Raw genomic sequence first — 23,901 nt, 5'->3', positions numbered from 1 at the left:
GAGTACTCGGCTACGAACCGAGCGGTCGGAGGTTCGAATCCTCCCGGATGCACCATCTCTTACTTGATACGGCTTTCACCGCGGTATCAATATCGGCAGTAAAGCAAGTTTTCCGATGCATCCGTAGCTCAGCTGGATAGAGTACTCGGCTACGAACCGAGCGGTCGGAGGTTCGAATCCTCCCGGATGCACCATATTCTCCGTACTTTCAGTGATGAAGATACGGATAAGATAGCGGTAATCACCGCTGGCACCAGGAAGGATAACGTTGCGTCAGCAACGGCCCGAAGGGCGAGCCGTAAGGCGAGTAATCCTCCCGGATGCACCATCTTATTTAGTGTGGCAGTAAATGCGACATCAAATCTTGTAGTAAACATCATTTCCAATGCATCCGTAGCTCAGCTGGATAGAGTACTCGGCTACGAACCGAGCGGTCGGAGGTTCGAATCCTCCCGGATGCACCATATTCTCCGTACTTTCAGCAATGCAGATAAGATAGCGGTAATCACCGCTGGCATCAGAAGGATAACGTTGCGTCAGCAACGGCCCATAAGGCGAATAATCCTCCCGGATACGTCACTGCCCTGCAATCGCTTTTCCCCTTATCCTGAACACACCTCTTCATCTCTATTAGCGACAAAATCAACCAATTGCGATAAAGTACTGTCTGGTTATTCGGTTTGCGAGAACACGATGTACGCACGTTATGCTGGTTTGATTTTTGATATGGACGGTACTCTCCTGGATACCGAACCCACGCATCGCAAAGCGTGGCGTGAGGTTTTGGGGCGCTATGGTCTTCGTTTTGATGAACAGGCAATGGTCGCGCTTAACGGTTCGCCAACCTGGCTTATCGCCCAGTCAATCATTGAGCTTAACCATGCCGATCTTGATCCCCTGTCACTGGCGCGTGAGAAAACCGACGCGGTAAAAAGCATCCTGCTGGACTGCGTAGAACCGCTGCCGCTGGTTGAGGTGGTCAAAGCGTGGCATGGGCGGCGTCCCATGTCGGTCGGTACCGGTAGCGAAAGCGCTATCGCGGAAGCCTTGTTAGCGCATCTGGGGCTGCGTCGTTATTTTGATGCGGTTGTGGCGGCAGATCACGTACAGCATCACAAACCTGCGCCTGACACCTTCCTACTGTGCGCCCAGCGGATGGGCGTCATGCCGACGCAGTGCGTGGTATTTGAAGATGCCGATTTTGGTTTACAGGCGGCGCGGGCGGCGGGAATGGATGCCGTGGATGTCCGACTATTGTGAGTGACGGACTGTCGCTCCTGTCTCTGTTTGCCAGTAGTTTTCTCAGCGCGACGCTGTTACCCGGTAATTCTGAGGTGGTTTTGGTTGCTATGCTGGTCTCCGGCGTCAGCCATCCCTGGGTCTTAGTCTTAACAGCAACAATGGGTAATAGCCTTGGAGGGGTAACTAACGTTATTCTTGGGCGTTTCTTTCCGCTGCGCAAAACGTCGCGCTGGCAGGAAAAAGCGACTGGCTGGCTAAAGCGTTATGGCGCAGCCACACTATTATTAAGCTGGATGCCGGTCATCGGTGATTTGTTGTGCCTGTTAGCGGGATGGATGCGCATCCCGTGGGGGCGGACGATCTTTTTTTTGTGTCTTGGTAAGGCGCTGCGCTATGTTGCGCTCGCAGCGGCGACGGTTCAGGGCATGATGTGGTGGTAATAATTGTAGGTTTGGCATGTATGGCCGCCATTACAGTTATGCTTATTAAAACGATTTGGACAGGCGGGAGGTCAATTTGATCCCGGACGTATCACAGGCTCTGGCCTGGCTGGAAAAACATCCTCAGGCGTTAAAGGGGATACAGCGCGGGTTAGAGCGCGAAACGCTGCGTGTCAATGCTGATGGCACGCTGGCGACAACAGGTCATCCTGAAGCGTTAGGTTCAGCGCTGACCCATAAATGGATTACCACGGATTTTGCGGAAGCCCTACTGGAGTTTATTACGCCAGTCGATGGCGATATCCAGCATATGCTCACCTTTATGCGCGATCTCCATCGGTATACGGCCAGGAAACTGGGCGATGAGCGGATGTGGCCATTAAGTATGCCCTGCTATATTGCGGAAGGGCAGGACATAGAGCTGGCGCAGTACGGCACATCAAATACCGGGCGCTTTAAGACGCTCTATCGCGAAGGGCTGAAAAATCGTTATGGCGCTTTGATGCAAACCATCTCCGGCGTACATTACAATTTTTCATTACCGATGGCGTTCTGGCAGGCGAAATGCGGCGTTACGGAAGGCGAAGCGGCAAAAGAAAAAATTTCTGCCGGCTATTTTCGTCTGATTCGCAACTATTACCGTTTTGGCTGGGTCATCCCCTATCTGTTTGGCGCGTCTCCGGCCATTTGTTCCTCTTTCCTGCAAGGGAAGCCAACCACATTACCGTTTGAAAAAACAGACTGCGGTATGTACTACCTGCCATATGCGACGTCGCTGCGTCTGAGTGATTTGGGCTATACCAATAAGTCGCAAAGCAATCTCGGAATTACGTTTAACGATTTGCATGAGTATGTGGCAGGTCTGAAGCGGGCGATTAAAACCCCTTCCGAGGAGTACGCGCGGATTGGTGTGGAAAAAGACGGTAAGCGGCTACAGATTAACAGCAACGTTCTGCAAATTGAAAATGAGCTGTACGCGCCCATTCGTCCCAAGCGCGTGACGCGCAGCGGCGAATCGCCTTCAGATGCGCTTCTGCGTGGTGGTATTGAGTACATCGAAGTTCGTTCTCTCGATATTAATCCGTTCTCACCGATCGGCGTAGACGAGCAACAGGTGCGCTTCCTCGATCTGTTTATGGTCTGGTGCGTATTGGCCGATGCGCCGGAAATGAGTAGCGATGAGCTGTTATGTACGCGTACTAACTGGAATCGCGTTATTCTGGAAGGGCGTAAGCCGGGCCTTACCCTGGGGATTGGCTGTGAAACCGCGCAGTTCCCGCTGCCTAAAGTAGGGAAAGATCTCTTCCGCGATCTGAAACGCGTGGCGCAAACGCTGGACAGTATCCACGGGGGAGAGGAGTATCAAAAGGTATGTGACGAGTTGGTCGCCTGCTTTGATAATCCTGAACTGACATTCTCTGCCCGAATCTTACGGTCTATGATTGATGAAGGCATTGGCGGCACCGGGAAAGCGTTCGGTGAGGCTTACCGTAATCTGTTACGCGAAGAGCCGCTGGAGATTTTACAGGAAGAAGAGTTTATTGCTGAACGTGACGCTTCAGTACGTCGTCAGCAGGAGATTGAGGCGGCGGATACCGAGCCGTTTGCCGCGTGGCTTGCAAAACACGCCTGACCCAAAAGAAAAAGGCCACTCACTGAGTGGCCAAAATTTCATCGCTGAAAACAGGGATGATGATAACAAATGCGCGTCTTTCATATACTCAGACTCGCCCCGGAACAAAGAGTTCAGTTTATTTTTAAAAAATTATCGGAGGTGACTAAATGCCATTATTAGATAGCTTCGCAGTCGATCATACCCGGATGCAAGCGCCGGCGGTCCGGGTTGCAAAAACGATGAACACCCCGCATGGCGACGCAATCACCGTGTTTGATCTGCGTTTTTGCATTCCGAACAAAGAAGTGATGCCGGAAAAAGGGATTCATACGCTTGAGCATCTGTTTGCTGGCTTTATGCGCGACCACCTCAACGGTAACGGCGTTGAGATTATCGATATCTCGCCGATGGGCTGCCGCACCGGCTTTTACATGAGCCTGATTGGCACGCCGGACGAGCAGCGTGTTGCCGACGCCTGGAAAGCGGCGATGGCGGATGTGCTGAAAGTGCAGGATCAAAACCAGATCCCGGAGCTGAACGTTTACCAGTGCGGTACGTATCAGATGCACTCGCTCAGTGAAGCGCAGGACATTGCCCGTCATATTCTGGAGTGTGATGTGCGCGTGAACAGCAATAAAGAGCTGGCGCTGCCGAAAGAAAAACTGCAGGAACTGCATATTTAGTCTTATTGGTAAGCGTTTCCAGTATTTAAATTAACCCCGGTCTATGGCCGGGGTTTTTTATTGCTTAATATAATTTGCGTTTATTATATTTGCGGCGAGAATACATTTTAAATTAAGTAATGCCTGGCCTGTTAAATAATAAAATGTGATCTGGTAAACAGAAAAGGCGGATAACTCACGATGCCAGAGTGTATTGATCACATAAACTAAAAATCATAAATAATTAATAGAAAAACATAATGGAATGCGCCAGATATCCAGGTAATAACAAGACTCTACTAATAGCCGGTCGATGGGGTTTTTAGCAAATCTTATCTGGTATACATCAAACTTAAGGGATAAAAAATGAAGGCTAAATATTTGGCGCTGATGATCGGTGCTTGCTTTTCTCATAACCTTTGGGCAGCGAATAATATCACTATTGAGCAGCGTCTGGCTGAACTGGAGCAACGTGTTGTTAATGCTGAAAAACGGGCATCCGATGCCGAGGCGCAAATTCGCTCGCTGAAACAGCAGCAGGTCGCCGCTACGCCGACGGTGAATGTCCAGTCCGCCGAGCCCACTGCAGCAGGTAAAACACCGCCGAAGCTGACCTTATCCGGATTCAGCGATATTAAGTTCTATGGCGATGTTGAATTTAATATGGATGCGGCAAGCCGTTCCGGTAGTCTGACATCGACGAGAACGTCAGCGAATAAAGATTGGGCACCGGGAACCAATGAACGCTGGGATATTAACGGACGCCTGTTGCTGGGCTTTGATGGCTACCAGCGGCTGGACAACGGTAATTTTGCCGGATTCTCTGTACAGCCTCTGGCGGACCTGACCGGAAAAATGAACCTTGATGATGCCGTTTTCTTCTTTGGTCGTGAGAATGACTGGAAAATTAAGGTTGGTCGTTTTGAAGCCTACGATATGTTCCCGCTGAATCAGGATACGTTTATTGAATATTCGGGGAATACAGCGAACGATCTTTACAGTGACGGTTACGGCTATATCTATATGATGAAAGAAGGACGGGGACGTAGCGACAGTGGGGGTAACTTCCTGCTGAGTAAAACCATCGACAACTGGTATTTCGAAGTTAACACATTGCTGGAAAATGGCAGTACGTTATATACCGAGAAGCAGTACCACGGAATGGATTTAAGCAACGATAAAAACGTGGCTTACGTCCGTCCGGTTATCGCCTGGCAAAACGGGCGTTTTTCAACGGCGATAGCGATGGAAAGTAACGTCGTTAACAACGCCTATGGCTATTATGAGAATGGGAAGTGGATCGATCAGTCAGATCGTACGGGCTATGGTTTTACCATGACCTGGAATGGTCAAAAAACTGACCCGGAAGATGGCGCGGTGATTAACCTGAATACCGCCTATATGGATGCGACCGATGAGACAGATTTTACCGCTGGGGTGAATGCGCTGTGGCATCGATTTGAACTGGGTTATATCTATGCGCATAACAAAATCGAAGCCTTCAATGCTACCAATATCGATGCCGTTTGTGAGGACGATTGTTGGATCACCGATCCCGGCAATTATGACATTCACACTATTCATGCCTCATATTTATTCCCCAACGTGATGGATATGAAAAACTTTAACATCTACCTCGGTGCCTATGCTTCATGGGTAGAGGCCAATCCGAATAATGGCGATAACAGTGAAGATGCGCGTTACGGCGGGCGTCTGAGATTCAAATATTTCTTCTGATTGTTGGTCTACTAAAAAAGGGATCCGCAGATCCCTTTTATCAGATAGTTAGTGCGCGCCGCCACCGCCGCCGCCCGCACCGAAGGGCGGTTTGGCGAACCACACCAGGCCGAGCAGCACCAGGAAGATCCCCGCCGACATCCAGAAGATTTCGTTGGCGGAAATAATCAGCCCCTGATTCGTGATTTGCTGGGCTATCCAGCCTGACGCCTGTTGGTGCGTCATCCCTAAGCCTTCCAGTTTATCGTACATAGCCTGAGCGTTTGGATTATACGCCGTAATCGACTCGGTGAGCTGCGCATGGTGTAGCGACTCACGATCGGTCCACATAGTGGTGGTAATCGAGGTGCCGATGGAGCCCGCCAGCGTTCGCGTGAAGTTCGACAGGCTTGATGCCGCCGCCAGCCGTTCTGGCGGTAACCCGGAGAGCGTAATGGTGGTCAGCGGCATAAAGAAGCAGGCGACGGCAAATCCCTGAATAAACTGCGGCCATGCGGAAGCGCCGAAATCCATACCCGGTTCGAACGTCCAGGCGCGCCAGTAAAAACAGACGGCGTACATAATGAAGCTGAACGTGACCAGCCTGCGCATATCCAGTTTATGCGCGAAGCGTCCGATAATCGGCGACAAAATTACCGGAATAATGCCGACTGGCGCCGACGCCAGACCTGCCCACGTTGCGGTATAGCCGTACACCTCTTGCAAAAGCTGCGGCAGTAGAACAATGGCGCCGAAATAGAGCATATAGGCAAGGCTGATGCACAAGCAGCCAATCGTGAAGTTACGCGATTTAAAAAGAGAAAGATCGACGATAGGGTGATCGTCGGTCAGTTCCCAGACGATCAGGAAACTGATGGCGATGACGGCGACCACGGTCAGGATGATAATTTCCTGTGAGGAGAACCAGTCCAGCTCTTTACCGCGATCGAGCATAATTTGCAGGCTGCCGATGCCAATCACCAGTAACGCCAGCCCGACGGCGTCAATACGTCGCCGTTCGGTATGCGTTTCACGTCCGCGCAGCGTGTGTAACGTCATCAGGACGACGGCGATGCCAATCGGCACGTTGATGAAGAAAATCCATCCCCAGTGGTAATTATCACTGATGTAGCCCCCCAGAATCGGGCCGCAAATCGGCGCGACAATGACGGTCATTGACCAGAGCGCCAGCGCAATGGAGCGCTTTGCAGGCGGATAGTTATTCAGCAACAGGCTTTGCGAGAGCGGAATCAGCGGCCCGGCGACCACGCCCTGCACCACGCGGAAGAAGATCAGCATATTCAGACTGCTGGATACGCCACAGGCCCAGGAGGCCGCGGCAAAGGCGACCGTCGACCACATGAACAGTTTGACTTCGCCAAAACGTTTCGCCAGCCAGCCGGTTAAGGGAATCGAGATAGCGTTCGCCACCCCGAAAGAGGTGATAACCCATGTCCCCTGGCTTAGGGAAGAACCCAGGTTCCCGGCGATGGTCGGAATCGCCACGTTGGCAATGGTGGAGTCCAGCACCTGCATGAATGTCGCCAGCGACAGCGCGATCGTCATGATGACGAGCTGCGCGCCCTCCAGCGGTTTTTGCTGTTGCATCACACGCACCTCAGGATTAACCCGCGTTAGCCTGTACGATGTCGTCGATCAGTTTATTGACCGGCGCGAGATTAATTTCGCGTGCGTTACTTTCGGCAACCGGCGTCGTTCGTACCTGGCTGGCCAGTACCTGACCGTCGCGATTAGCGGTATCCACGGTGACCAGCGTCGATAAACCAATACGCAGCGGATGTTGTTCTAACTGGCGGGCGTCCAGTTCGACGCGTACCGGCAGACGTTGAACCACTTTAATCCAGTTACCCGTCGCATTTTGCGCGGGCAGCAGGGAGAAGGCGCTGCCTGTTCCCATATCCAGACCGACGACTTTACCGGTGTATTTTACGTCGTCGCCATAAATATCAGTAATCACCGTCACTGGCTGCCCAATGCGCATATTCGCTAATTGGGTTTCTTTAAAGTTAGCGTCCACCCACAGATCGGTTGCAGGCACCACGGCCATCAGCGGCGTGGTGGGGCTGATTTGCGCGCCAGGCTGGACGGCGCGGCGGGAGACATAACCAGTCATTGGGCTGACGATGCGGGTACGCTCCAGCGCCAGCCAGGCGTTACGCACTTCGGTCGCCGCTTGTTGAACCGCAGGCTGATCTTCCAGATTACTGTTGAGTATCATTGCCTGGTTGGCATTGTACTGTTGAATGGCGACATCCAGCTGTGCCTGCGCGCTGGCGACGGCATCGCGGGCGTGTTGCAGCTCTTCACGGCCAATAAGATTGGCATTACCCAGCGGCACACGACGGTTAAGGTCGCTTTGCGCTTGCGCCAGGGCGGTTTTTTGCACGTCGATATTCGCCTGCAACTGCTTGCTGTTAATCATCAACTGGTGCGTCTGGCGCACGCTGGAGGCCAGCGCCGTTTTGGCTCTTTCAAACGCTTGTTTGGCGTCAGTCTGATCGAGCGTGACCAGAACATCGCCCTCTTTTACAAAGTCGGTGTTATCAGCCCAGACTTTCGTCACGCTGCCTGACACCTGCGCCATGATTTGAACCTGGTTCCCTGCCACGTAAGCATCATCTGTCTCTTCAATATGACGCAATACTAAAAACCAATAAATTCCATATGCCACGGCAATAATAACAAAGAGCAAGGTAAGAAGTAGCAGCGCTGTTTTGCGTTTGCCTTTCTTCTTAGCCGGTTGCTGCGGGGTTTGGATCTCCGCATTTGCGCTCATGTTGTTCTCCACGATCTTATTATTCACATCGGCTGAGCCGACCTGTTGTCAGAAAGGCCAGCAGTAATGCGTGCCGGCCTGTCCGCTTTCCTGTTATTAATCTGGATTTTTGAGCGGGTCGGCGCTTTAGCGCAGCGCCTCAAGAACAGTGCCTTCCTGCTCCATTTGATCAAGACGCGTCAGGAGTTTACGGGTGATGTGCTCAAGTTGATCTTTTTCGGCTGTGCTAAGTGATGACCAGAGTTGATGCAGACAATGATGCTGAGGCGGAAGCACTTCTTGCAAAAATGCCTGGCCTTTCTCCGTTAATTGCAGATGCAGGCAACGGCGGTCGTTATCGCTCTCACGACGCTCAATCCAGCCGCGTTTTTCCAGCTCATCTGCAATGCGTGTCGCATTGGTGCGAGATGAACCCAGCGCGCAGCTTAATTCAGACGGCTGAATACTGTGGTTTTCCTGAGACTCCAGCGTAATCAACGCCATAAACAACGTCTCGTTAATCCCTTGAGCCTTCAGCATTTTATTGCGGTTTTCCAGGAGCTTGCCTTGCATGTGCATACAAAGACGAGTCAAAAGAATTTCCTGGTAAGGAAAGTCTTCGTGACGGCTGGCGCGAAATTTTAGCATTTGTTCAATGGGCGTAAACGAACTATCCATTTGGGCATGACCTCATTAATTTCAGCCGATATAGTAACGACAGTGACAAATAAAGTAAATGTATTATTAATACAAAATCATTCTTTCAGGCTATAAAGCAACCAATGATACGCAGACTGAGACGTCAGCGGGAACATTGGGCCCGGTAAAGCGCCGCCTGCGGCAAATCCAGGAATGACGAGAAAAGCGTGAGTGCCTGCATGAAAAAATCAGGAGAGAACGATAAGCGGGAGGGGCGAAAGCCGGGTAAACGGCCTTACAACCCGATGCAAAAGCCACCGGAATATCACGGATAGCTATCGGTGAACGACCTTCGAATCCTTGAACGGGCGCTATTGGCCTGGGAGCAGATGGGGATGCAGGGCTTTCCATAGAATTATATTATTCTTCACCGGTATAAAAATAACCATGATAAATGAATAGCATAACCTTAACAGACTGGGGAGCTCCTTAACACCCTAAGGAGCTTAAACAAAGGTAAACGCTCACTATCCGCTTAATTTACGGCTTCCTGTCGGTGAAAACCTCGCCACCAGACCAGTAAATTAAGTAAGGCTACCGTGACACCCGCCAGACAAACGCCGGCCCAGCCGGCATGTTGCCAGGCGGAGGCGGAAATCAGCGACCCCGCGGCGCCACCGATAAAGTAGCTGGTCATATAGCCGGCGGTGAGCCGGTTACGCGCATCCGGATGCAAACGATAGATGACCGTCTGATTGGTGATATGTACCCCCTGAACGGTGAGGTCCAGTACCAGAATGCCAATAATCAGCGCCAGTACCGAGGTGTGCCCAAGCCAGATAGCCAGCCAGGAGAGTAACAGCAGCAGTAAGCCGAACGTGGTGGTGAGGTGAGATTTACCTTTATCGGCAAATCCGCCAGCCGGACGCGCGCCTAAAGCGCCGGCGGCCCCCGCCAGGCCAAACAGGCCAATCATCCCCTCGGAGTAGCTAAACGGCGGCGCGGCGAGCAAAAAGGCCATTGATGTCCAGAGGATGCTGAAATTAGCAAAGGTCAGACAGCCCAGCAGAGCGCGGGTACGCAGCAGCTTATCGTGAATAAACAGGCTGAATACAGAACCCAACAGTTGCGGGTAGTTAAGATGGGTGTCGGATTTGAGCTTTGGCAGTCCGCGCCATAACGCGACGGCCATCAGCGCCATCAGCGCCGACGCTACCCAAAATACGGTGCGCCAACCGCCGAGGTTTGCCAGCAGTCCGGCGACCGTTCGCGCCAGCAGGATCCCCAGCAACAGGCCGCTCATAATGGTGCCGACCACTTTACCGCGGGTGGCGGGCGTCGCAAGTGTGGCGGCCAGCGGAACCAGAATCTGCGCCACCACGGAGAACAGTCCGGTTAAGGCCGTTCCGAGTATCATCATGCTAAGCGACTGACTGCTGGCGGTGATCAGCATTCCGCCAGCCGCCAGCAACGTCATGGAGACAATCAGCGTTCGGCGTTCAAACATGTCGCCGAGCGGCACCAGAAACAACAGGCCAGCGGCATAGCCCAACTGCGCGGCGGTAACGATAAACCCTGCGGAGCTGGCGGAAAGCGAAAAGTGATGCGCGATGGTATCAAGCAGCGGCTGGGCGTAGTAGTTGCTGGCGACCGCCAGCCCCGTGGCCACAGACATTAAAACGATCAGCGCCGGGCTAAGCCCATGAGTGGGTTTCGTCATTATGGTAATCGTGATTCAGATAATTATTTCCTGGGAAAACAATCATAGCGGATGTTGATGAATAAAGGGGAACGGTGACGTGATGAATCGTGCGCTTTGAGGAGAGATTGAATAGGCCGGATAGCGGCGCATGAACTGCGCCTTATCCGGCATAAAAAACGATATTATTTCTGCGCGGCCAGCGCTTCTTTCACCCAGCCGTCAAACTGCTGCTGGTGGGCGTTGATCCAGCCGTCTACGTGGCCCTGAACATCGGCTTCAGACGATTTACCGGCATGCATCATGGCGTTCTGCGCGTTGATATCCGCCAGCGGCAGCTTCATGATGGCGAACAGTTTCGCCGCCGCCGGGTTTTTCTCCGCCCATGCCTTATTGGCGACAATATGCATAGTATTAACCGGGAACCCATAGTTCGCGCCGTTCGGCAGTTTAGTATCAATATTTTTCTGTTCGCTCGGCAGGGAGGAGAACGGCACCTGTAGCCAGACGACATCTTTACCCGGCTTCATTACGTCGCTCACCCAGTACGGGGTCCAGGTGTAATACAGCACCGGCTTGCCTTCTTTAAAACGGGTAATGGTATCAGCCATCATCGCCGCATAGTTACCGTGGCTGACCTCAACGGTTTTTTGCAGATCAAACGCTTTATTCTGGTGATTGATCACGGCTTCGCAGCCCCAGCCCGGCGAGCAGCCCATCATGTCCGCTTTTCCGTCGCCATTGGTGTCGAAGATTTTGGCGATTTTCGGATCTTTTAGCTGAGCGATATTGGTGATGTTGTACTGCTCGGTGGTTTTTTTATCGATCAGATAGCCCTGCGCAGCGCCGGAGACGAAGACGCCCTCGCGGTAAAATTTTTTGTCTCCGCCTGCTGCGGCATACATATCATCATGCAGCGGCTGCCAGTTCACGGCGGTAAACGTCGCATCGCCAGAGGCGATGGAGGTGTAGCCTACGTTGTAATCGACTTCACTCGGCTTATTTACGGTATAACCCAACTTTTCCAGCGCCCGGCTGACCAGTAACGTCTGGAAGGACTCTTCAGAAATCGTGCTTTGGATAGGTTGAACGGTAATGCCTTTGCCAGGCAGGTCGGCAGCGAAAGCGCTGGCGGTGACAAGGGTGGCAAACGCTGAGGCAAATATCACAGTATGTCGCATCGTTGTTCCTTTAATTATGGTAGGGAGTTGTAAGCCCGGTAAGCGTAGCGTCACCGGGCGTCAGGAGAGTTACTTAACGAAAGGGCGGGTGATTAGCCCAACAGGACCGGTGGTATACCAGCGACGGTTACCGCGGCTACGCGAATCGCGCCCGACGGCCTGCGTCAGACGGTCCAGAATGATGGCGAGAATCACAATGCCGACGCCGCCGACGGTTGCCAGCCCCATATCAAGACGACCAATGCCGCGTAGTACCATCTGGCCAAGCCCACCGACCGCAATCATCGAGGCGATGACGACCATTGAGAGAGCCAGCATCAGCGTCTGATTAACGCCTGCCATAATGGTGGGCATCGCCAGCGGTAGTTGCACTTTGAACAACATTTGGCGCGGGCTGGCGCCGAACGAGCGCGACGCTTCAATTAAGTCGGCAGGCACCTGGTTAATGCCCAGGATCGTCAGGCGTATAATCGGCGGTAGAGCAAAAATAATCGTCACCACCACGCCCGGCACGTTACCGATGCCGAATAACATGACAATCGGCACCAGATAGACAAACGCGGGCGTGGTCTGCATCGCATCCAGCAGCGGACGAACTATTTTGGCCGCGCGCGGGCTGCGCGCCAGCCAGATTCCCATCGGTAATCCGATCACGACGCAGAACAACAGGGCGGTCAGCACCAGCGCCAGGGTAATCATCGCCTGCGACCAGGCGCCGATCGCGCCGATGGCGATCAGCGATATCAGCGCCGCGATCCCCATGCCCACACCGGAAACCTGCCAGGCAATCAGCGCAAAGAGAATAATCGCCACAGGGGCGGGCATTCCCAGCAGCAGTTGCTGAAAGCCGTTAAGGATGTAATCCACCGGCACACGAATCCCCTGAAAAAGGGGACGGAAATGGGTGACGACCCAGTCGATTCCCTCTGTGACCCAGCTATCCAGCGGGATAAGCGTCTTATGGAACGGGTCCAGAAGAGAAAAGTGTTCAGGGGCTGGCGCGGGCGCGCTGTTCAACCAGTCGGTACTGCCGCCGTCCGTGGCTACGCCTGCCGGTGTTCCCCAGGCATCAGCCGTTTGCGTCGTAGTATCGGCCACCTGTGCGGTATCCCACGGATTCGTTTGATCAGCCATTGTTACCCCCCTCGCGATCTAAAGCCTGTAGCAACATACGTTTTGAAATAATGCCAACATACTGGTGTTCTTCATCGACAACCGGCACCGCGCAGGGCGCCTGGCCGACGTGAGAGAGCAACTCGCTGAGTGGGGTTTGCGCATCAACGACTAAAGGGTCGTCGATAAGCGCCGCTTCAATCCCTTGCGCCTGGCTTAATGCCGCTTTTAATGAGTCGATGGACACGACGCCCACGAATTTATTGCCACGCTCAATGACGTAACCATATTCACGGTCTTCATCCTGTAATAATTTCAGTGCCGAACGGGGACCAAAACCTGGCGTTTTACGAATTAATCCGACCGGACTGCGACGGGCAATATCTTTGGCGCTAAAGACCTGACTAATATCCACGCCACGGAAGAACGTGCGGACATAATCATTTGCCGGATTATTCAGGATCTCATCCGGCGTACCAACCTGTACGACCTCGCCATTTTGCATAATGGCAATCCTGTCGCCAATACGCATAGCCTCATCAAGATCGTGGGAAATAAAGACAATGGTGCGCTGATGTTTCGCCTGTAATTTCACCAGCTCATCCTGCATTTCGGTACGAATTAATGGATCGAGGGCGGAAAACGCTTCATCCATTAATAAGATATCAGGGTTGATTGCCAGCGCGCGGGCAAGTCCAACACGCTGACGCATCCCACCGGAAAGTTCATCCGGATAGGCATGAGCGTAATTCTCAAGCCCCACCTGACGCAAGGCGTCCAGCGCTTTTTCGCGACGCTCTTGCGCCGCGATGCCCGCTAATTCCATACCGAATGCCGTATTATCCAGCACGGTCATATGTGGCATGAGCGCAAATGACTGGAAGACCATCGCAATCTTTTTCCTGCGCACCTCGCGAAGCTCAGCGTCTGATATTTTGGCAATATCAACGCCGTCAATCAGTACCTGTCCGCGGGTGGGTTCAATCAGGCGATTGAGAAGGCGTACCATTGTGGATTTACCCGAGCCGGATAATCCCATGATGACAAATATCTCGCCTTCTTCAATGGCCAGACTGGCGTCTTTAACGCCAAGCGATAGCCCCGTTTTTTCCAGTATTTGCTCTTTCGATAGTCCCTTTTCAATATATTTGAAGGCACGCTGCGGATGCTCTCCAAATATTTTATACAGATTCTTCACTTCTAATTTAATTGCCATGCAATAGAATGATTCCTGTTATTTACTTATGTCGATATGTTACCTGATAGAAATAGTTACCTTTTTCTACCCTAACATACTCAGAATCTGAGACAACCCTGAATTTGCTTCTGGCATGAATATTGCGAGGTGCTATCGGCTGTGATTTCCCATGATATAAGGGCTGAACGCGAATGGGGAGGAAGAGATATTTTTTGGAACAACCAGCAAAAATCCACCTGAATTGGAGGAATCCAGGTGAATAATGTCACTCGTATTGAGTGTAGGACATGTTGTAATATTTGCGCGATTTAACCCGGTATTGCTTGAAATAAAGGCATGGAAAATGTAACGTTATTTCCCATGCCCGCAAGGTTAAAAATTCCAGTCTTCGTCTTCGGTTTCGACTGTTTTCCCCATCACATAAGATGAACCTGAGCCGGAAAAGAAATCATGGTTTTCGTCGGCATTCGGCGAGAGCGCGGCAAGGATTGCGGGATTCACGTCTGCCATCTCCGGCGGAAATAACGCCTCATAACCCAGGTTCATTAAGGCTTTATTGGCGTTGTAGCACAAGAAGGCTTTGACGTCGTTAACCCAGCCGGTTTCCGCATATAACGCTTCTGTGTAGCGGATTTCGTTGTCGTACAGTTCCATCAATAAATTCAGCGCGAAAAGCTTTAACTCTTCACGCTCGATTGCCGATAGTTTTTGTAGCGCTATCTGATACTTATAGCCAATATAATAACCGTGAACCGCTTCATCGCGAATGATTAAACGAATCAGGTCGGCAGTGTTCGTGAGCTTACCGCGGCTGGAGAAATACATCGGCAGCCAGAAGCCGGAATAGAACAGAAAAGACTCTAAAAAGACGCTGGCAATCTTTTTCTTTAGCGGTTCATCGCTGACGTAATGAGCCAAAATAATCTGCGCCTTACGCTGAAGCGGCGGGTTTTCTTCGCTCCAGGCGTAGGCGGCATCAACCTCTTTCGTCTGGCACAGCGTGGAAAAAATAGAACTGTAAGAGCGGGCGTGTACCGCTTCCATAAAGCTGATGTTCGACAATACTGCCTCTTCATGCGGCGTGATGGCATCTGCCATTAACGACGGCGCGCCTGCGATGTTCTGGATAGTGTCGAGCAGCGTAAGACCCGTAAACACGCGAATGGTGAGCTGCTGTTCGGCGGCGCTCAGCGTCTGCCAGGCCGGAATATCATTCGATAACGGCACTTTTTCCGGCAGCCAGAAGTTACTGGTCAGCCGGTTCCATACCTCCAGATCTTTGTCGTCCTGGATCTTGTTCCAGTTGATGGCGCTAATACGAGATAATTTCATATGGCTTTCCTTATAGCGCGCAGGATACGCAGCCTTCAATTTCAGTACCTTCCAGCGCCAACTGGCGAAGCCGGATGTAATACAGTGACTTAATACCTTTTCGCCAGGCATAGATCTGCGCTTTGTTGATATCGCGGGTCGTGGCGGTATCGGGGAAAAACAGGGTGAGCGACAGTCCTTGATCGACGTGGCGCGTGGCCTCGGCATAGGTATCAATAATTTTTTCCGGACCGATATCGTAAGCATCCTGATACATGTCCAGGTTTTCATTGGTCATAAACGGCGCGGGGTAATACACACGCCCGGTTTTGCCCTCTTTGCGAATCTCAATTTTGGCCACAATCGGATGAATGCTGGAGGTCGCATGATTAATGTAAGAAATCGAACCGGTCGGCGGCACCGCCTGCAAATTTTGGTTATAGATGCCATAGCGCATCACATCGTCGCGCAGCTTTAGCCACATTTCTCGTGTGGGCAGCGTAATGCCGCTGCGGGCAAATAGCGTTCTGACTTTCGCCGTTTTCGGTTGCCAGTCGTCCTGTAAATACTGCGTAAAATAGTCGCCGCTGGCATAGCGCGACTGCGCAAATCCGGCGAAGGTTTTGCCGCGTTCGCGGGCCAGCCGCATTGAAGTATGCACGGCATGCCAGGTAATGGTGTAAAAATAGAGATTGGTGAAATCCAACGCCTCCGGCGAACCGTAGGCAATGCCTTCTCTCGCCAGATAGCCATGCAGATTCATCTGGCCCAGACCGATGGCATGAGAGGCGGCATTACCGGCGGCTATTGAGGGTACGCTGCGTATATGGCTCATGTCCGACACCGCCGTCAGGCCGCGAATAGCGGTTTCTACGGTACGACCAATGTCCGGTGAATCCATGACGTGAGCGATATTCAGCGAGCCGAGATTGCAGGAAATGTCATGCCCGATGTGGGTATAGTCAAGGTTATCGTCGTAACGAGAGGCGCTATTGACCTGTAAAATTTCCGAGCACAGGTTGCTCATATTAATGCGACCAGCAATAGGATTCGCGCGGTTTACCGTATCTTCAAACATGATGTAGGGATACCCGGATTCGAACTGAATCTCCGCCAGTGTTTGAAAAAAGTCACGGGCGTTAATATAGGTTTTGCGCACGTGCGGATCGGCAATTAATTCATCGTACCGTTCGCTAATGGCGATATCGCCAAACGGTTTGCCGTAGCGTCGTTGTATGTCATAGGGCGAAAAGAGCGCCATTTGCGCGTTTTCTTTCGCCAGCCGGAAGGTGATGTCCGGGATCACCACGCCGAGAGAGAGCGTTTTGATCCGGATTTTTTCGTCAGCGTTTTCTCGTTTGGTATCCAGAAAACGCAGAATGTCCGGGTGGTGCGCATGGAGATAAACCGCGCCGGCCCCCTGGCGCGCGCCAAGCTGGTTGGCATACGAAAACGCGTCTTCCAGCATTTTCATCACCGGGATTACGCCGGAAGACTGATTCTCAATGCGTTTGATCGGCGCGCCCGCCTCGCGCAGATTGGAGAGTAAAAATGCGACGCCGCCGCCGCGTTTGGAGAGTTGCAGCGCCGAATTCACCGCTCGCCCGATCGATTCCATATTGTCTTCGATACGGAGCAGGAAGCAGGAGACCAGTTCCCCACGCTGCTGTTTACCGCAATTTAAAAAAGTCGGGGTAGCGGGCTGAAAGCGACCAGAAAGCATTTCATCGGTCAGTTGGGTGGCCAGCGTTTCGTCACCCTGCGCCAGCGTCAACGCCACCATTGTCACCCGATCTTCAAAGTGTTCCAGATAACGTTTGCCGTCGAAGGTTTTCAGCGTGTAACTGGTATAGAACTTCCAGGCGCCAAGAAACGTCTGGAAGCGAAAGCCGCTGGCGTGGGCGTGCTCGAACAGGCGGAGGACGAAGGCGCGGTCGTAACGCGCGAGGACAGCGTCATCGTAATACCCTTCCCGAACCAGCGTCTCCAGACGTTCATGCTGGCTGGCAAACGTCACGGAATGCGGGCAGACGTGGGCGGCAAAGAAGGCGTCGATCGCCTGCTGGTCCCTGTCGAACTGAATATGGCCTGCTTTATCATAAAGATTCAGCATCGCGTTCAGGGCGTGGTAATCCATGGTTTCCTGCATTACGCGCTCCGGGGTAGTTGTTGCCAAAATTCATTTACTCCTTTTCGGACGTTATCGATGTCGCGTTGTGTGCCCATGAGCTCAAAGCGGTACAGCCAGGGTACGCCGCATTTTTGTGCTATCACATCGCCAGCGCATCCCCAGGCATCGCCGAAATTGCGATTACCGGAGGCAATGACGCCGCGAATGCGCGCCCGGTTGTGTTCATCATTTAAAAAGCGGATCACCTGTCGCGGCACCGCACCGGCCATCCCGCCGCCGCCGTATGACGGCACAACCAGAATGTACGGTTCGTCTACCCGAATTCGCTCCCGCTCATTGAGCGGAATACGCGTGGCGGGCAGCCCCAGACGCTGCATAAAACGGTGCGTATTTTCAGAGCTGCTGGAGAAGTAGACGAGCGCGCTCATGCGTTTGCCGCGTGGGGTGTCGGGTGCAGACGGTTAATCATGTCCGGACGGAAGCCAGACCAGCTCAAATCGCCCGCCATCACCACCGGTAATTGACGAAACCCTTGCGCCCGGAGCGTATCCGCTGCATCCGGCACCAGATCGACGTTCACCATCTCAAATTCAAATCCACGGCTTTCCATCGCCCGCTTTGTGGCGTGGCACTGAACACAGTTATTGCGAGTGTAAATAGTAATGCTCATGATTCGTATTTCCATTTAAAATGAGAAAACGGCGCGATGAAACGCGTCGGATTGTCGTGTGTTGATACAGGAAATACTAGATGTAGTTGAATTAAGATTCAACCATACAAGATATGGGAATTTTCGATTGATTTTAACGCCGCTGATGAACGCAGCGGGGTAGGGGCGGTATGGCTAATTTTTGCCGGATGGCGGCGTGAACGCCCGATCCGGCCTGCAGGTTGACGCATAACAGAGTTGGCTGGCATCCGCGCCATCCGGCAACAATGCGTCACATTCGCATACCGATCGCCAGACGGTTAAAGCAGTTCATTAAACCGATGGCGAAGGTCAGATCGCTGATTTCACGCGCGCTGAAATGATCGAGCAGCGGCAGGTAAACATTATCTTCGGCGTGGGTCTCAGCAATGTGCGTCACCGATTCCGCCCAGGCTAACGCCGCGCACTCTTGCTCGCTGAAATGGTGGCTTACCCGCCATCCTGCCAGCGCATCTAATTTAGCTTGATTTACGCCAGCCTTACGCAGCGCTTTACTGTGCATCTCCAGGCAAAATGCACAACCATTTATTTGCGAAACACGCAGGTAAATCAGCTCCATCAGCGTGGGGTCAAGCGTGCTCTTTTCCAGCGCGTTTTTCGCCTGCACCAGAGCGCTGTAAACCTCCGGGCTCAGTTCATAATAGGGTTGGCGTAACGTCGTCATCATGTTTCTCCTCGTGTTGATGACGAGCACTGTAGCACTATAATGGTCTGTAAAAGAGAGCCATATTTTTACAGAAAAAGCAGACCATATGCCGCGCTATCAGCACATCGCTCGTCAGTTAAAAACGGCCATTGAGCAAGGAGAACTCGCGCCCGGAACGCGCTTGCCTTCCAGCCGGACGTGGGCGCAGGAACTGGGCGTTTCTCGCGCCACGGTGGAAAATGCCTATGGCGAGCTGGTGGCGCAGGGCTGGCTGGAGCGACGTGGTCAGGCAGGCACGTTTGTGAGCAACGCTCTACGGTTTGAGACGGCGCCGCCGATACCCGCTGTTTTTGCCGGAGAAAGTCCGGAACCGAAACCCTTTCAGATGGGGTTACCGGCGCTGGATCTCTTTCCACGCGAGAAGTGGGCGCGAGTGATGGGGCGTCGGTTGCGCACGCAGACGCGCTTCGATCTGGCATTAGGCGACGTCTGCGGCGAGGCGATTTTGCGCCAGGCGATAGTCGATTACCTGCGGGTTTCGCGTAGCATTGAATGCCTGCCGGAACAGGTATTTATTACCTCCGGATATGCGGATTCTATGCGGCTAATCCTGCGTACATTGTCTGTGCCGGGAGACAGCATGTGGGTGGAAGATCCCGGTTTTCCGTTAATTCGCCCGGTGATAACGCAGGAGGGGATTACGCTGGCGCCGATTCCGGTCGATGCCGATGGGCTGAATGTCGCGGCGGGGATGCGGGATTGCCCGCAGGGGCGCTTTGCATTGGTGACGCCCGCCCACCAAAGTCCGTTGGGGGTGGCGCTGTCGTTAACTCGCCGACGGCAACTTCTGGCATGGGCGGCGAATGTGCAGGCCTGGATTATTGAAGATGACTACGACAGCGAATTTCGTTATCACGGTAAACCGCTTCCGCCACTCAAGAGTCTGGATGCCCCGCAGCGAGTGATTTACGCCGGAACGTTCAGTAAGTCGCTCTTTCCGGCATTACGTACCGCCTGGCTGGTGGTGCCGATAAAGCAGATTGAGCATTTCCGCCAGCAGGTGTCGCTGATGCCCTGTAGCGTACCGTTGTTATGGCAGCACACGCTGGCTGATTTTATCCGTGATGGCCATTTCTGGCGGCATCTGAAAAAGATGCGTCAACATTATGCTCAGCGACGGTTATGGATTGAAGAGGCGCTGGCAGAACAGGGATTTGTCGTGACATTACAGAAAGGCGGTATTCAATTGGTTATTGAGGTTGAAGGCGATGATAAAGCGCAGGTAGCAAAAGCGAATCAGGCCGGACTGGCGGTACAGGCGCTAAGCCGTTGGCGAGTGGTTTCATCAGGAAAGGGGGGCATTTTACTGTCGTTTACCAATATTACTTCCGCTGGCATGGCGAAACAGGTCGCGTGGCAGCTTCGACAGGCGATACAGTAACCGTTTCGCCGAATGGCGCGACCTGGGCCTGCGGCAATGATGCAGGCCCAATAAAGTATGTCGCCATCCGGCAGCGCACGTCGTTAGCGACGCAGGCTAAGCAGCGCCCCGATAAAAATCCCTACCGCTGCGGCGGTTCCTACGCTACACCAGGGTTTTTCACGCACAAACGTATCCGCGCACCCCATCGCATCACAGGCGGCTTGTTTTACGCGAGTACGTCCCTGCATCCGCGCCCGGGTCTCTTTCAGCAACGCCTGTGCTTTACGTCGCGCAGCCTCGGCTTCGTCTTTCGCATCGCTTCCCCAGGATTTAAGGACATCTTCCAGACTGTCGGCTAATCGATTGACATCATTCTGAATATCCTGAACACCATCATCGACGTCGTTTCGGTTCGGTTTGTTAAGCATATGATCCTCCATTGATTTCGATGTAGCTTTCAGTGTAGTTCATATTTTTACCTGCTGAGGCTTGTTACGGCGATATCATGCGTTTCTGGACTTTTCTGAAAGCGTTGATAACGCGCTATCGGGTAAGGTAAGCCCGCAGTAAAAGAGAATGAGGATAAAATATGTATTTACGACCTGACGAGGTGGCGCGGGTACTGGAAAAGGCAGGGTTTACCGTCGATGTGGTGACGAATAAGACGTATGGTTATCGACGCGGCGAAAATTATGTTTATGTTAACCGCGAGGCGCGTATGGGGCGTACCGCGCTGATCATTCACCCCAGATTAAAAGACCGTAGCTCATCACTGGCTGACCCAGCTTCGGATATTAAAACCTGCGATCACTATCAAAATTTTCCGCTCTATTTAGGCGGCGAGACCCACGAACATTACGGTATTCCCCACGGCTTTAGCTCCCGAATAGCGTTAGAACGTTATCTGAATGGGCTTTTTGGCGACGAAAAAACCGACTAAAAGCGCGACTGGCAATGCCAGTCGCGACGCTAACTTACGCCTTAGCCTGATGATAGCTGCTCACTTTAAACAGGCGGCGACAATAATCCAGGAAGTAGCCATAAACCGCGCCCATTAACATTGAAACAACAATGTTTGAACTCACGGCGGCCACTATCTGATGCCAGCCGGCACCGACGGTCAGCAAGATGATAATATAAACGGGTGACTGAAAGGTGACATAAGCCAATACATCCGCCAGGTTTTTGGCCCATCCCGCCGGGCTTGCCTTACGCGCGACGCGCATAATCAGATCGCGGTAAACGCCGTATGGCCATGCAATCAAAATGTTGACAGGTATCGCCACCAGCCTGGAAGAAAGCGACTGCTCAAAGCTCATTCCGGAGAGGAATATCTCGATCAACATGTTCACAACAGAACAGTAAACAACCATCGCAAACGTGTCTGCTACGGCATGACGCAAGCGTGACTGTGGAGAGAACATGTTAATGCTCCTTGTAGCGTATCGATCAGAATGAGGTGATGGTTGGTAGTGAAATCATAAAGCACTTTTGTCTTTGCATAGAGTATATCCCTATATAATAACTATCAACTAGTGTAATATTTTTATTTATAGGCTTTTTGTCGATAAAATACTCTGTGATTGTGTGTTTTTTGCTCGCGGCGAGATTTTCGTTGTTGTTAGTCATTAATTACTTTTAAATCAATGCATTATAATGCATTGTTTTTCTGGCGATTTTCAGCCACATTCCAAATGTTGTCAGATGCGATGTATTCTCGGCTAACGGCACGCGCTCTACTTTTCTCAGCATAATTATAGCTATTGCAGGCTGATTTTTAGCATAAAGCTCTGATGATGATTTTTGAATGGTTAATCTCTTATTGTGCTGAAATATTCACTTCTGTATAAGGTCAGCCACCGTGAGGGTCACCGCGGTTACTGAGATACGCAATACGCTATAAACAGCCAAACGGGAAACCTACAGATATACCGTAGGCAGAATAACCTGAAACACGCAGGGGGTAATGAATATAACCTTCTGGTTAACAGATTAATATAATTAATCGAGTTATGCTGTGTATATCTGTATGAACTTTAGGATCTGGAAATATAATCAACAATCGCATACAATACCGCCTGTAATAGTTTTTTGTTTTCTGCGTTAAAAGGTTTTTATTGATATGAATTTGATGTTACAGAACTTAAATAATATCCGCACGCTGCGCGCTATGGCTCGCGAATTCTCCATTGACGTTCTTGAAGAAATGCTCGAAAAATTCAGGGTTGTCACTAAAGAAAGACGCGAAGAAGAAGAATTGCAGCAACGCCAGCTTGCCGAGAAGCAGGAGAAAATTAATGCCTTTCTGGAGCTGATGAAAGCAGACGGTATTAACCCGGAAGAGTTATTTGCCATGGATTCAGCAATGCCGCGTTCTGCTAAAAAGCGCCAGCCGCGTCCGGCAAAATATCGTTTTACTGATTTCAATGGCGAAGAAAAAACCTGGACCGGACAAGGTCGTACGCCTAAACCGATTGCCCAGGCGCTGGCGGCGGGGAAATCTCTGGATGATTTCTTAATCTAATCACGGATAGCTTTTAACAGATGGCGCTTCGTTTCCTGTCTCTATTAACCGGGACTCAGGGAACGTTGCGCCATGCTCATTTTGATAAATCAGCACACGCCAAAATCGCCCTCTTCGCAATAGGGGGTGACATCTGCCGCTTTGAGGATCAATTTTTCGCCCGGCTCATTACCGACCTGTACCGCGACAATATGATCCTCGTTGACTTCAATCACTTTCAGTTTCGGCCCACCCATTCGGGGCTGTACGATATCGCCTGGTGTGAACATCACGCTCTCCTGTTGAACAATGGTATAAACCCGCCTTCAGTCTACTACACACCTACCGACGCGCGGTGAAGGTACCGCTTAATGAGTACGGGTATTCCAGGGCATTTTTTCCAGTAGTCTCGCCATTCCGCAGAAGCCGGTCATGCCTGCCAGCATTAACCCGGCCCCGACAAAACCGCTAATGAGGAAAAAGCCGCCGTGGACCGTATAGCCCAGAATCACCCCAAGCAACGTCAACCCGCCGGCGGCGATTTGCACCTGACGCATCAGTGGCAACGGTTGCGATTTGTCTTCTGTGACGGGCAATCCTGCCGCTTTCCATCCGTCGATACCGCCTTCCAGTAGACTGACCTGAGCTGGGGCGGCAATGGCCTGTAGTTTTGCTGCATTGCTGCTGGTTCGTTTACCTGACTGACAGTGAAAAATAATCTGTTCCGCTCGCAGGTTGGCGGGCAAATCGCCCTGTTCAAGCCGGGAAAGCGGCGCCAGTTGCGCATGTGGAATATGCTCGCGCAGATATTCGTCGGCGTCGCGTACATCAATCAGTTTCGCGCCTTGCGCTATCAGCGCTTGCGCCTCACGGGGGGAAACTATCCCAATGGACATC

The 23,901-nt window shown here is 52.0% G+C and carries 24 protein-coding genes and 2 tRNA genes; 10 read left to right on the top strand and 16 right to left on the bottom strand.

Annotated features, from left to right (window positions below):
• Positions 1-117 precede the first annotated feature (117 nt).
• From ACLJRS_RS08075 to ACLJRS_RS08045, 7 genes are all read left to right on the top strand, one after another.
• Positions 118-194: transfer RNA gene (locus ACLJRS_RS08075), tRNA-Arg, on the top strand.
• A gap of 193 nt (positions 195-387) precedes the next feature.
• Positions 388-464: transfer RNA gene (locus tag ACLJRS_RS08070), tRNA-Arg, on the top strand.
• Positions 465-693: 229 nt separating this feature from the next.
• Positions 694-1,260 (top strand): fructose-1-phosphate/6-phosphogluconate phosphatase, encoded by a 567-nt coding sequence (gene yqaB, locus ACLJRS_RS08065; protein WP_000271296.1) that lies wholly within the window; start codon positions 694-696, stop codon positions 1,258-1,260.
• A complete protein-coding gene (locus ACLJRS_RS08060) occupies positions 1,257-1,682 on the top strand; it encodes a YqaA family protein (RefSeq protein ID WP_001279499.1) in 426 nt (141 codons plus the stop codon). Before yqaB ends, ACLJRS_RS08060 begins: the two co-directional genes overlap by 4 nt.
• 76 nt (positions 1,683-1,758) lie before the next feature.
• The gene (gene gshA, locus ACLJRS_RS08055) at positions 1,759-3,315 is read left to right on the top strand and encodes a glutamate--cysteine ligase (RefSeq protein ID WP_000611821.1); all 1,557 of its coding nucleotides are present in this window, start codon (positions 1,759-1,761) and stop codon (positions 3,313-3,315) included.
• A 149-nt stretch (positions 3,316-3,464) separates the two neighbouring features.
• On the top strand, positions 3,465-3,980 hold the full coding sequence (luxS, locus tag ACLJRS_RS08050; RefSeq protein WP_001130193.1) for an S-ribosylhomocysteine lyase: 516 nt from the start codon (positions 3,465-3,467) through the stop codon (positions 3,978-3,980).
• A gap of 345 nt (positions 3,981-4,325) precedes the next feature.
• On the top strand, positions 4,326-5,696 hold the full coding sequence (locus ACLJRS_RS08045) for a carbohydrate porin (protein ID WP_000645147.1): 1,371 nt from the start codon (positions 4,326-4,328) through the stop codon (positions 5,694-5,696).
• A gap of 48 nt (positions 5,697-5,744) precedes the next feature.
• On the opposite strand, the gene emrB is transcribed toward ACLJRS_RS08045, so the two are convergent.
• From emrB to ACLJRS_RS07985, 12 genes are all read right to left on the bottom strand, one after another.
• Entirely contained in the window at positions 5,745-7,283 is a 1,539-nt protein-coding gene (gene emrB, locus ACLJRS_RS08040; protein WP_001187297.1) for a multidrug efflux MFS transporter permease subunit EmrB, read from the bottom strand.
• A gap of 16 nt (positions 7,284-7,299) precedes the next feature.
• Positions 7,300-8,472, bottom strand: coding sequence for a multidrug efflux MFS transporter periplasmic adaptor subunit EmrA (emrA, locus tag ACLJRS_RS08035; RefSeq protein WP_001275606.1), 1,173 nt, complete (start codon positions 8,470-8,472; stop codon positions 7,300-7,302).
• Positions 8,473-8,598: 126 nt separating this feature from the next.
• On the bottom strand, positions 8,599-9,129 hold the full coding sequence (mprA, locus tag ACLJRS_RS08030) for a transcriptional repressor MprA (RefSeq protein ID WP_000378431.1): 531 nt from the start codon (positions 9,127-9,129) through the stop codon (positions 8,599-8,601).
• Between the two features lie 496 nt (positions 9,130-9,625).
• Positions 9,626-10,810, bottom strand: coding sequence for an MFS transporter (locus ACLJRS_RS08025; protein WP_000165769.1), 1,185 nt, complete (start codon positions 10,808-10,810; stop codon positions 9,626-9,628).
• 164 nt (positions 10,811-10,974) lie between these two features.
• The gene (proX, locus tag ACLJRS_RS08020; RefSeq protein ID WP_410957776.1) at positions 10,975-11,970 is read right to left on the bottom strand and encodes a glycine betaine/L-proline ABC transporter substrate-binding protein ProX; all 996 of its coding nucleotides are present in this window, start codon (positions 11,968-11,970) and stop codon (positions 10,975-10,977) included.
• A gap of 69 nt (positions 11,971-12,039) precedes the next feature.
• Positions 12,040-13,104 carry a glycine betaine/L-proline ABC transporter permease ProW gene (proW, locus tag ACLJRS_RS08015; protein WP_000775015.1) on the bottom strand — a complete coding sequence of 355 codons (1,065 nt, stop codon included), beginning with the start codon at positions 13,102-13,104 and terminating at the stop codon, positions 12,040-12,042.
• A complete protein-coding gene (proV, locus tag ACLJRS_RS08010) occupies positions 13,097-14,299 on the bottom strand; it encodes a glycine betaine/L-proline ABC transporter ATP-binding protein ProV (protein ID WP_000985529.1) in 1,203 nt (400 codons plus the stop codon). The genes proW and proV overlap by 8 nt, the downstream gene beginning before the upstream one ends.
• Before the next feature lie 354 nt (positions 14,300-14,653).
• Positions 14,654-15,613: a class 1b ribonucleoside-diphosphate reductase subunit beta gene (nrdF, locus tag ACLJRS_RS08005; RefSeq protein ID WP_000777905.1), complete on the bottom strand. Its 960-nt coding sequence runs from the start codon at positions 15,611-15,613 to the stop codon at positions 14,654-14,656.
• Between the two features lie 10 nt (positions 15,614-15,623).
• A complete protein-coding gene (gene nrdE, locus ACLJRS_RS08000; RefSeq protein ID WP_000246627.1) occupies positions 15,624-17,768 on the bottom strand; it encodes a class 1b ribonucleoside-diphosphate reductase subunit alpha in 2,145 nt (714 codons plus the stop codon).
• On the bottom strand, positions 17,741-18,151 hold the full coding sequence (nrdI, locus tag ACLJRS_RS07995) for a class Ib ribonucleoside-diphosphate reductase assembly flavoprotein NrdI (RefSeq protein ID WP_001275409.1): 411 nt from the start codon (positions 18,149-18,151) through the stop codon (positions 17,741-17,743). Before nrdI ends, nrdE begins: the two co-directional genes overlap by 28 nt.
• Positions 18,148-18,393, bottom strand: coding sequence for a glutaredoxin-like protein NrdH (gene nrdH, locus ACLJRS_RS07990; protein WP_000028870.1), 246 nt, complete (start codon positions 18,391-18,393; stop codon positions 18,148-18,150). The genes nrdI and nrdH overlap by 4 nt, the downstream gene beginning before the upstream one ends.
• A gap of 271 nt (positions 18,394-18,664) precedes the next feature.
• On the bottom strand, positions 18,665-19,096 hold the full coding sequence (locus tag ACLJRS_RS07985) for a carboxymuconolactone decarboxylase family protein (RefSeq protein WP_000209815.1): 432 nt from the start codon (positions 19,094-19,096) through the stop codon (positions 18,665-18,667).
• An 88-nt stretch (positions 19,097-19,184) separates the two neighbouring features.
• Between ACLJRS_RS07985 and ACLJRS_RS07980 the strand changes: the two genes are divergently transcribed.
• Positions 19,185-20,519, top strand: a complete 1,335-nt coding sequence (locus ACLJRS_RS07980; RefSeq protein WP_001138470.1) for a PLP-dependent aminotransferase family protein — start codon at positions 19,185-19,187, stop codon at positions 20,517-20,519.
• An 83-nt stretch (positions 20,520-20,602) separates the two neighbouring features.
• On the opposite strand, the gene ACLJRS_RS07975 is transcribed toward ACLJRS_RS07980, so the two are convergent.
• Positions 20,603-20,929, bottom strand: coding sequence for a DUF883 domain-containing protein (locus tag ACLJRS_RS07975; protein ID WP_001519557.1), 327 nt, complete (start codon positions 20,927-20,929; stop codon positions 20,603-20,605).
• A 161-nt stretch (positions 20,930-21,090) separates the two neighbouring features.
• On the opposite strand from ACLJRS_RS07975, the gene ACLJRS_RS07970 reads away from it, so the two are divergent.
• The gene (locus ACLJRS_RS07970; RefSeq protein WP_000281305.1) at positions 21,091-21,441 is read left to right on the top strand and encodes a DUF2002 family protein; all 351 of its coding nucleotides are present in this window, start codon (positions 21,091-21,093) and stop codon (positions 21,439-21,441) included.
• 34 nt (positions 21,442-21,475) lie between these two features.
• Here the strand turns inward: ACLJRS_RS07970 and alaE are convergent, their stop codons facing one another.
• Positions 21,476-21,925, bottom strand: a complete 450-nt coding sequence (gene alaE / locus ACLJRS_RS07965) for an L-alanine exporter AlaE (protein ID WP_000492669.1) — start codon at positions 21,923-21,925, stop codon at positions 21,476-21,478.
• Positions 21,926-22,623: 698 nt separating this feature from the next.
• Here alaE and stpA point away from each other — a divergent pair.
• A complete protein-coding gene (stpA, locus tag ACLJRS_RS07960; protein ID WP_001051100.1) occupies positions 22,624-23,025 on the top strand; it encodes a DNA-binding protein StpA in 402 nt (133 codons plus the stop codon).
• An 89-nt stretch (positions 23,026-23,114) separates the two neighbouring features.
• On the opposite strand, the gene ACLJRS_RS07955 is transcribed toward stpA, so the two are convergent.
• Together ACLJRS_RS07955 and ACLJRS_RS07950 are read right to left on the bottom strand one after the other, a co-directional pair.
• Positions 23,115-23,294, bottom strand: coding sequence for a hypothetical protein (locus ACLJRS_RS07955; RefSeq protein ID WP_000494942.1), 180 nt, complete (start codon positions 23,292-23,294; stop codon positions 23,115-23,117).
• Positions 23,295-23,372: 78 nt separating this feature from the next.
• Positions 23,373-23,900 carry a rhodanese family protein gene (locus ACLJRS_RS07950; RefSeq protein WP_000022011.1) on the bottom strand — a complete coding sequence of 176 codons (528 nt, stop codon included), beginning with the start codon at positions 23,898-23,900 and terminating at the stop codon, positions 23,373-23,375.
• Position 23,901: the final 1 nt, after the last annotated feature.

Origin of the sequence: Salmonella sp. SAL00670, from assembly GCF_046552235.1 — a bacterium.
GTDB classification, from domain to species: domain Bacteria; phylum Pseudomonadota; class Gammaproteobacteria; order Enterobacterales; family Enterobacteriaceae; genus Salmonella; species Salmonella enterica.
Note: the sequence above shows the minus strand (reverse complement) of the source record. Positions and strands in the feature narration are given on the sequence as shown.

What these genes read in the sequence shown, in the direction of transcription:
- yqaB (WP_000271296.1), top strand. Translation starts at nt 694, where the DNA reads ATGTACGCACGTTATGCTGGTTTGATTTTTGATATGGACGGTACTCTC.
- luxS (WP_001130193.1), top strand. Translation starts at nt 3,465, where the DNA reads ATGCCATTATTAGATAGCTTCGCAGTCGATCATACCCGGATGCAAGCG.
- ACLJRS_RS08045 (WP_000645147.1), top strand. Translation starts at nt 4,326, where the DNA reads ATGAAGGCTAAATATTTGGCGCTGATGATCGGTGCTTGCTTTTCTCAT.
- emrB (WP_001187297.1), bottom strand. Translation starts at nt 7,283, where the DNA reads ATGCAACAGCAAAAACCGCTGGAGGGCGCGCAGCTCGTCATCATGACG.
- emrA (WP_001275606.1), bottom strand. Translation starts at nt 8,472, where the DNA reads ATGAGCGCAAATGCGGAGATCCAAACCCCGCAGCAACCGGCTAAGAAG.
- mprA (WP_000378431.1), bottom strand. Translation starts at nt 9,129, where the DNA reads ATGGATAGTTCGTTTACGCCCATTGAACAAATGCTAAAATTTCGCGCC.
- ACLJRS_RS08025 (WP_000165769.1), bottom strand. Translation starts at nt 10,810, where the DNA reads ATGACGAAACCCACTCATGGGCTTAGCCCGGCGCTGATCGTTTTAATG.
- proX (WP_410957776.1), bottom strand. Translation starts at nt 11,970, where the DNA reads ATGCGACATACTGTGATATTTGCCTCAGCGTTTGCCACCCTTGTCACC.
- proW (WP_000775015.1), bottom strand. Translation starts at nt 13,104, where the DNA reads ATGGCTGATCAAACGAATCCGTGGGATACCGCACAGGTGGCCGATACT.
- proV (WP_000985529.1), bottom strand. Translation starts at nt 14,299, where the DNA reads ATGGCAATTAAATTAGAAGTGAAGAATCTGTATAAAATATTTGGAGAG.
- nrdF (WP_000777905.1), bottom strand. Translation starts at nt 15,613, where the DNA reads ATGAAATTATCTCGTATTAGCGCCATCAACTGGAACAAGATCCAGGAC.
- nrdI (WP_001275409.1), bottom strand. Translation starts at nt 18,151, where the DNA reads ATGAGCGCGCTCGTCTACTTCTCCAGCAGCTCTGAAAATACGCACCGT.
- nrdH (WP_000028870.1), bottom strand. Translation starts at nt 18,393, where the DNA reads ATGAGCATTACTATTTACACTCGCAATAACTGTGTTCAGTGCCACGCC.
- ACLJRS_RS07985 (WP_000209815.1), bottom strand. Translation starts at nt 19,096, where the DNA reads ATGACGACGTTACGCCAACCCTATTATGAACTGAGCCCGGAGGTTTAC.
- ACLJRS_RS07980 (WP_001138470.1), top strand. Translation starts at nt 19,185, where the DNA reads ATGCCGCGCTATCAGCACATCGCTCGTCAGTTAAAAACGGCCATTGAG.
- ACLJRS_RS07975 (WP_001519557.1), bottom strand. Translation starts at nt 20,929, where the DNA reads ATGCTTAACAAACCGAACCGAAACGACGTCGATGATGGTGTTCAGGAT.
- ACLJRS_RS07970 (WP_000281305.1), top strand. Translation starts at nt 21,091, where the DNA reads ATGTATTTACGACCTGACGAGGTGGCGCGGGTACTGGAAAAGGCAGGG.
- alaE (WP_000492669.1), bottom strand. Translation starts at nt 21,925, where the DNA reads ATGTTCTCTCCACAGTCACGCTTGCGTCATGCCGTAGCAGACACGTTT.
- stpA (WP_001051100.1), top strand. Translation starts at nt 22,624, where the DNA reads ATGAATTTGATGTTACAGAACTTAAATAATATCCGCACGCTGCGCGCT.
- ACLJRS_RS07955 (WP_000494942.1), bottom strand. Translation starts at nt 23,294, where the DNA reads ATGTTCACACCAGGCGATATCGTACAGCCCCGAATGGGTGGGCCGAAA.
- ACLJRS_RS07950 (WP_000022011.1), bottom strand. Translation starts at nt 23,900, where the DNA reads ATGTCCATTGGGATAGTTTCCCCCCGTGAGGCGCAAGCGCTGATAGCG.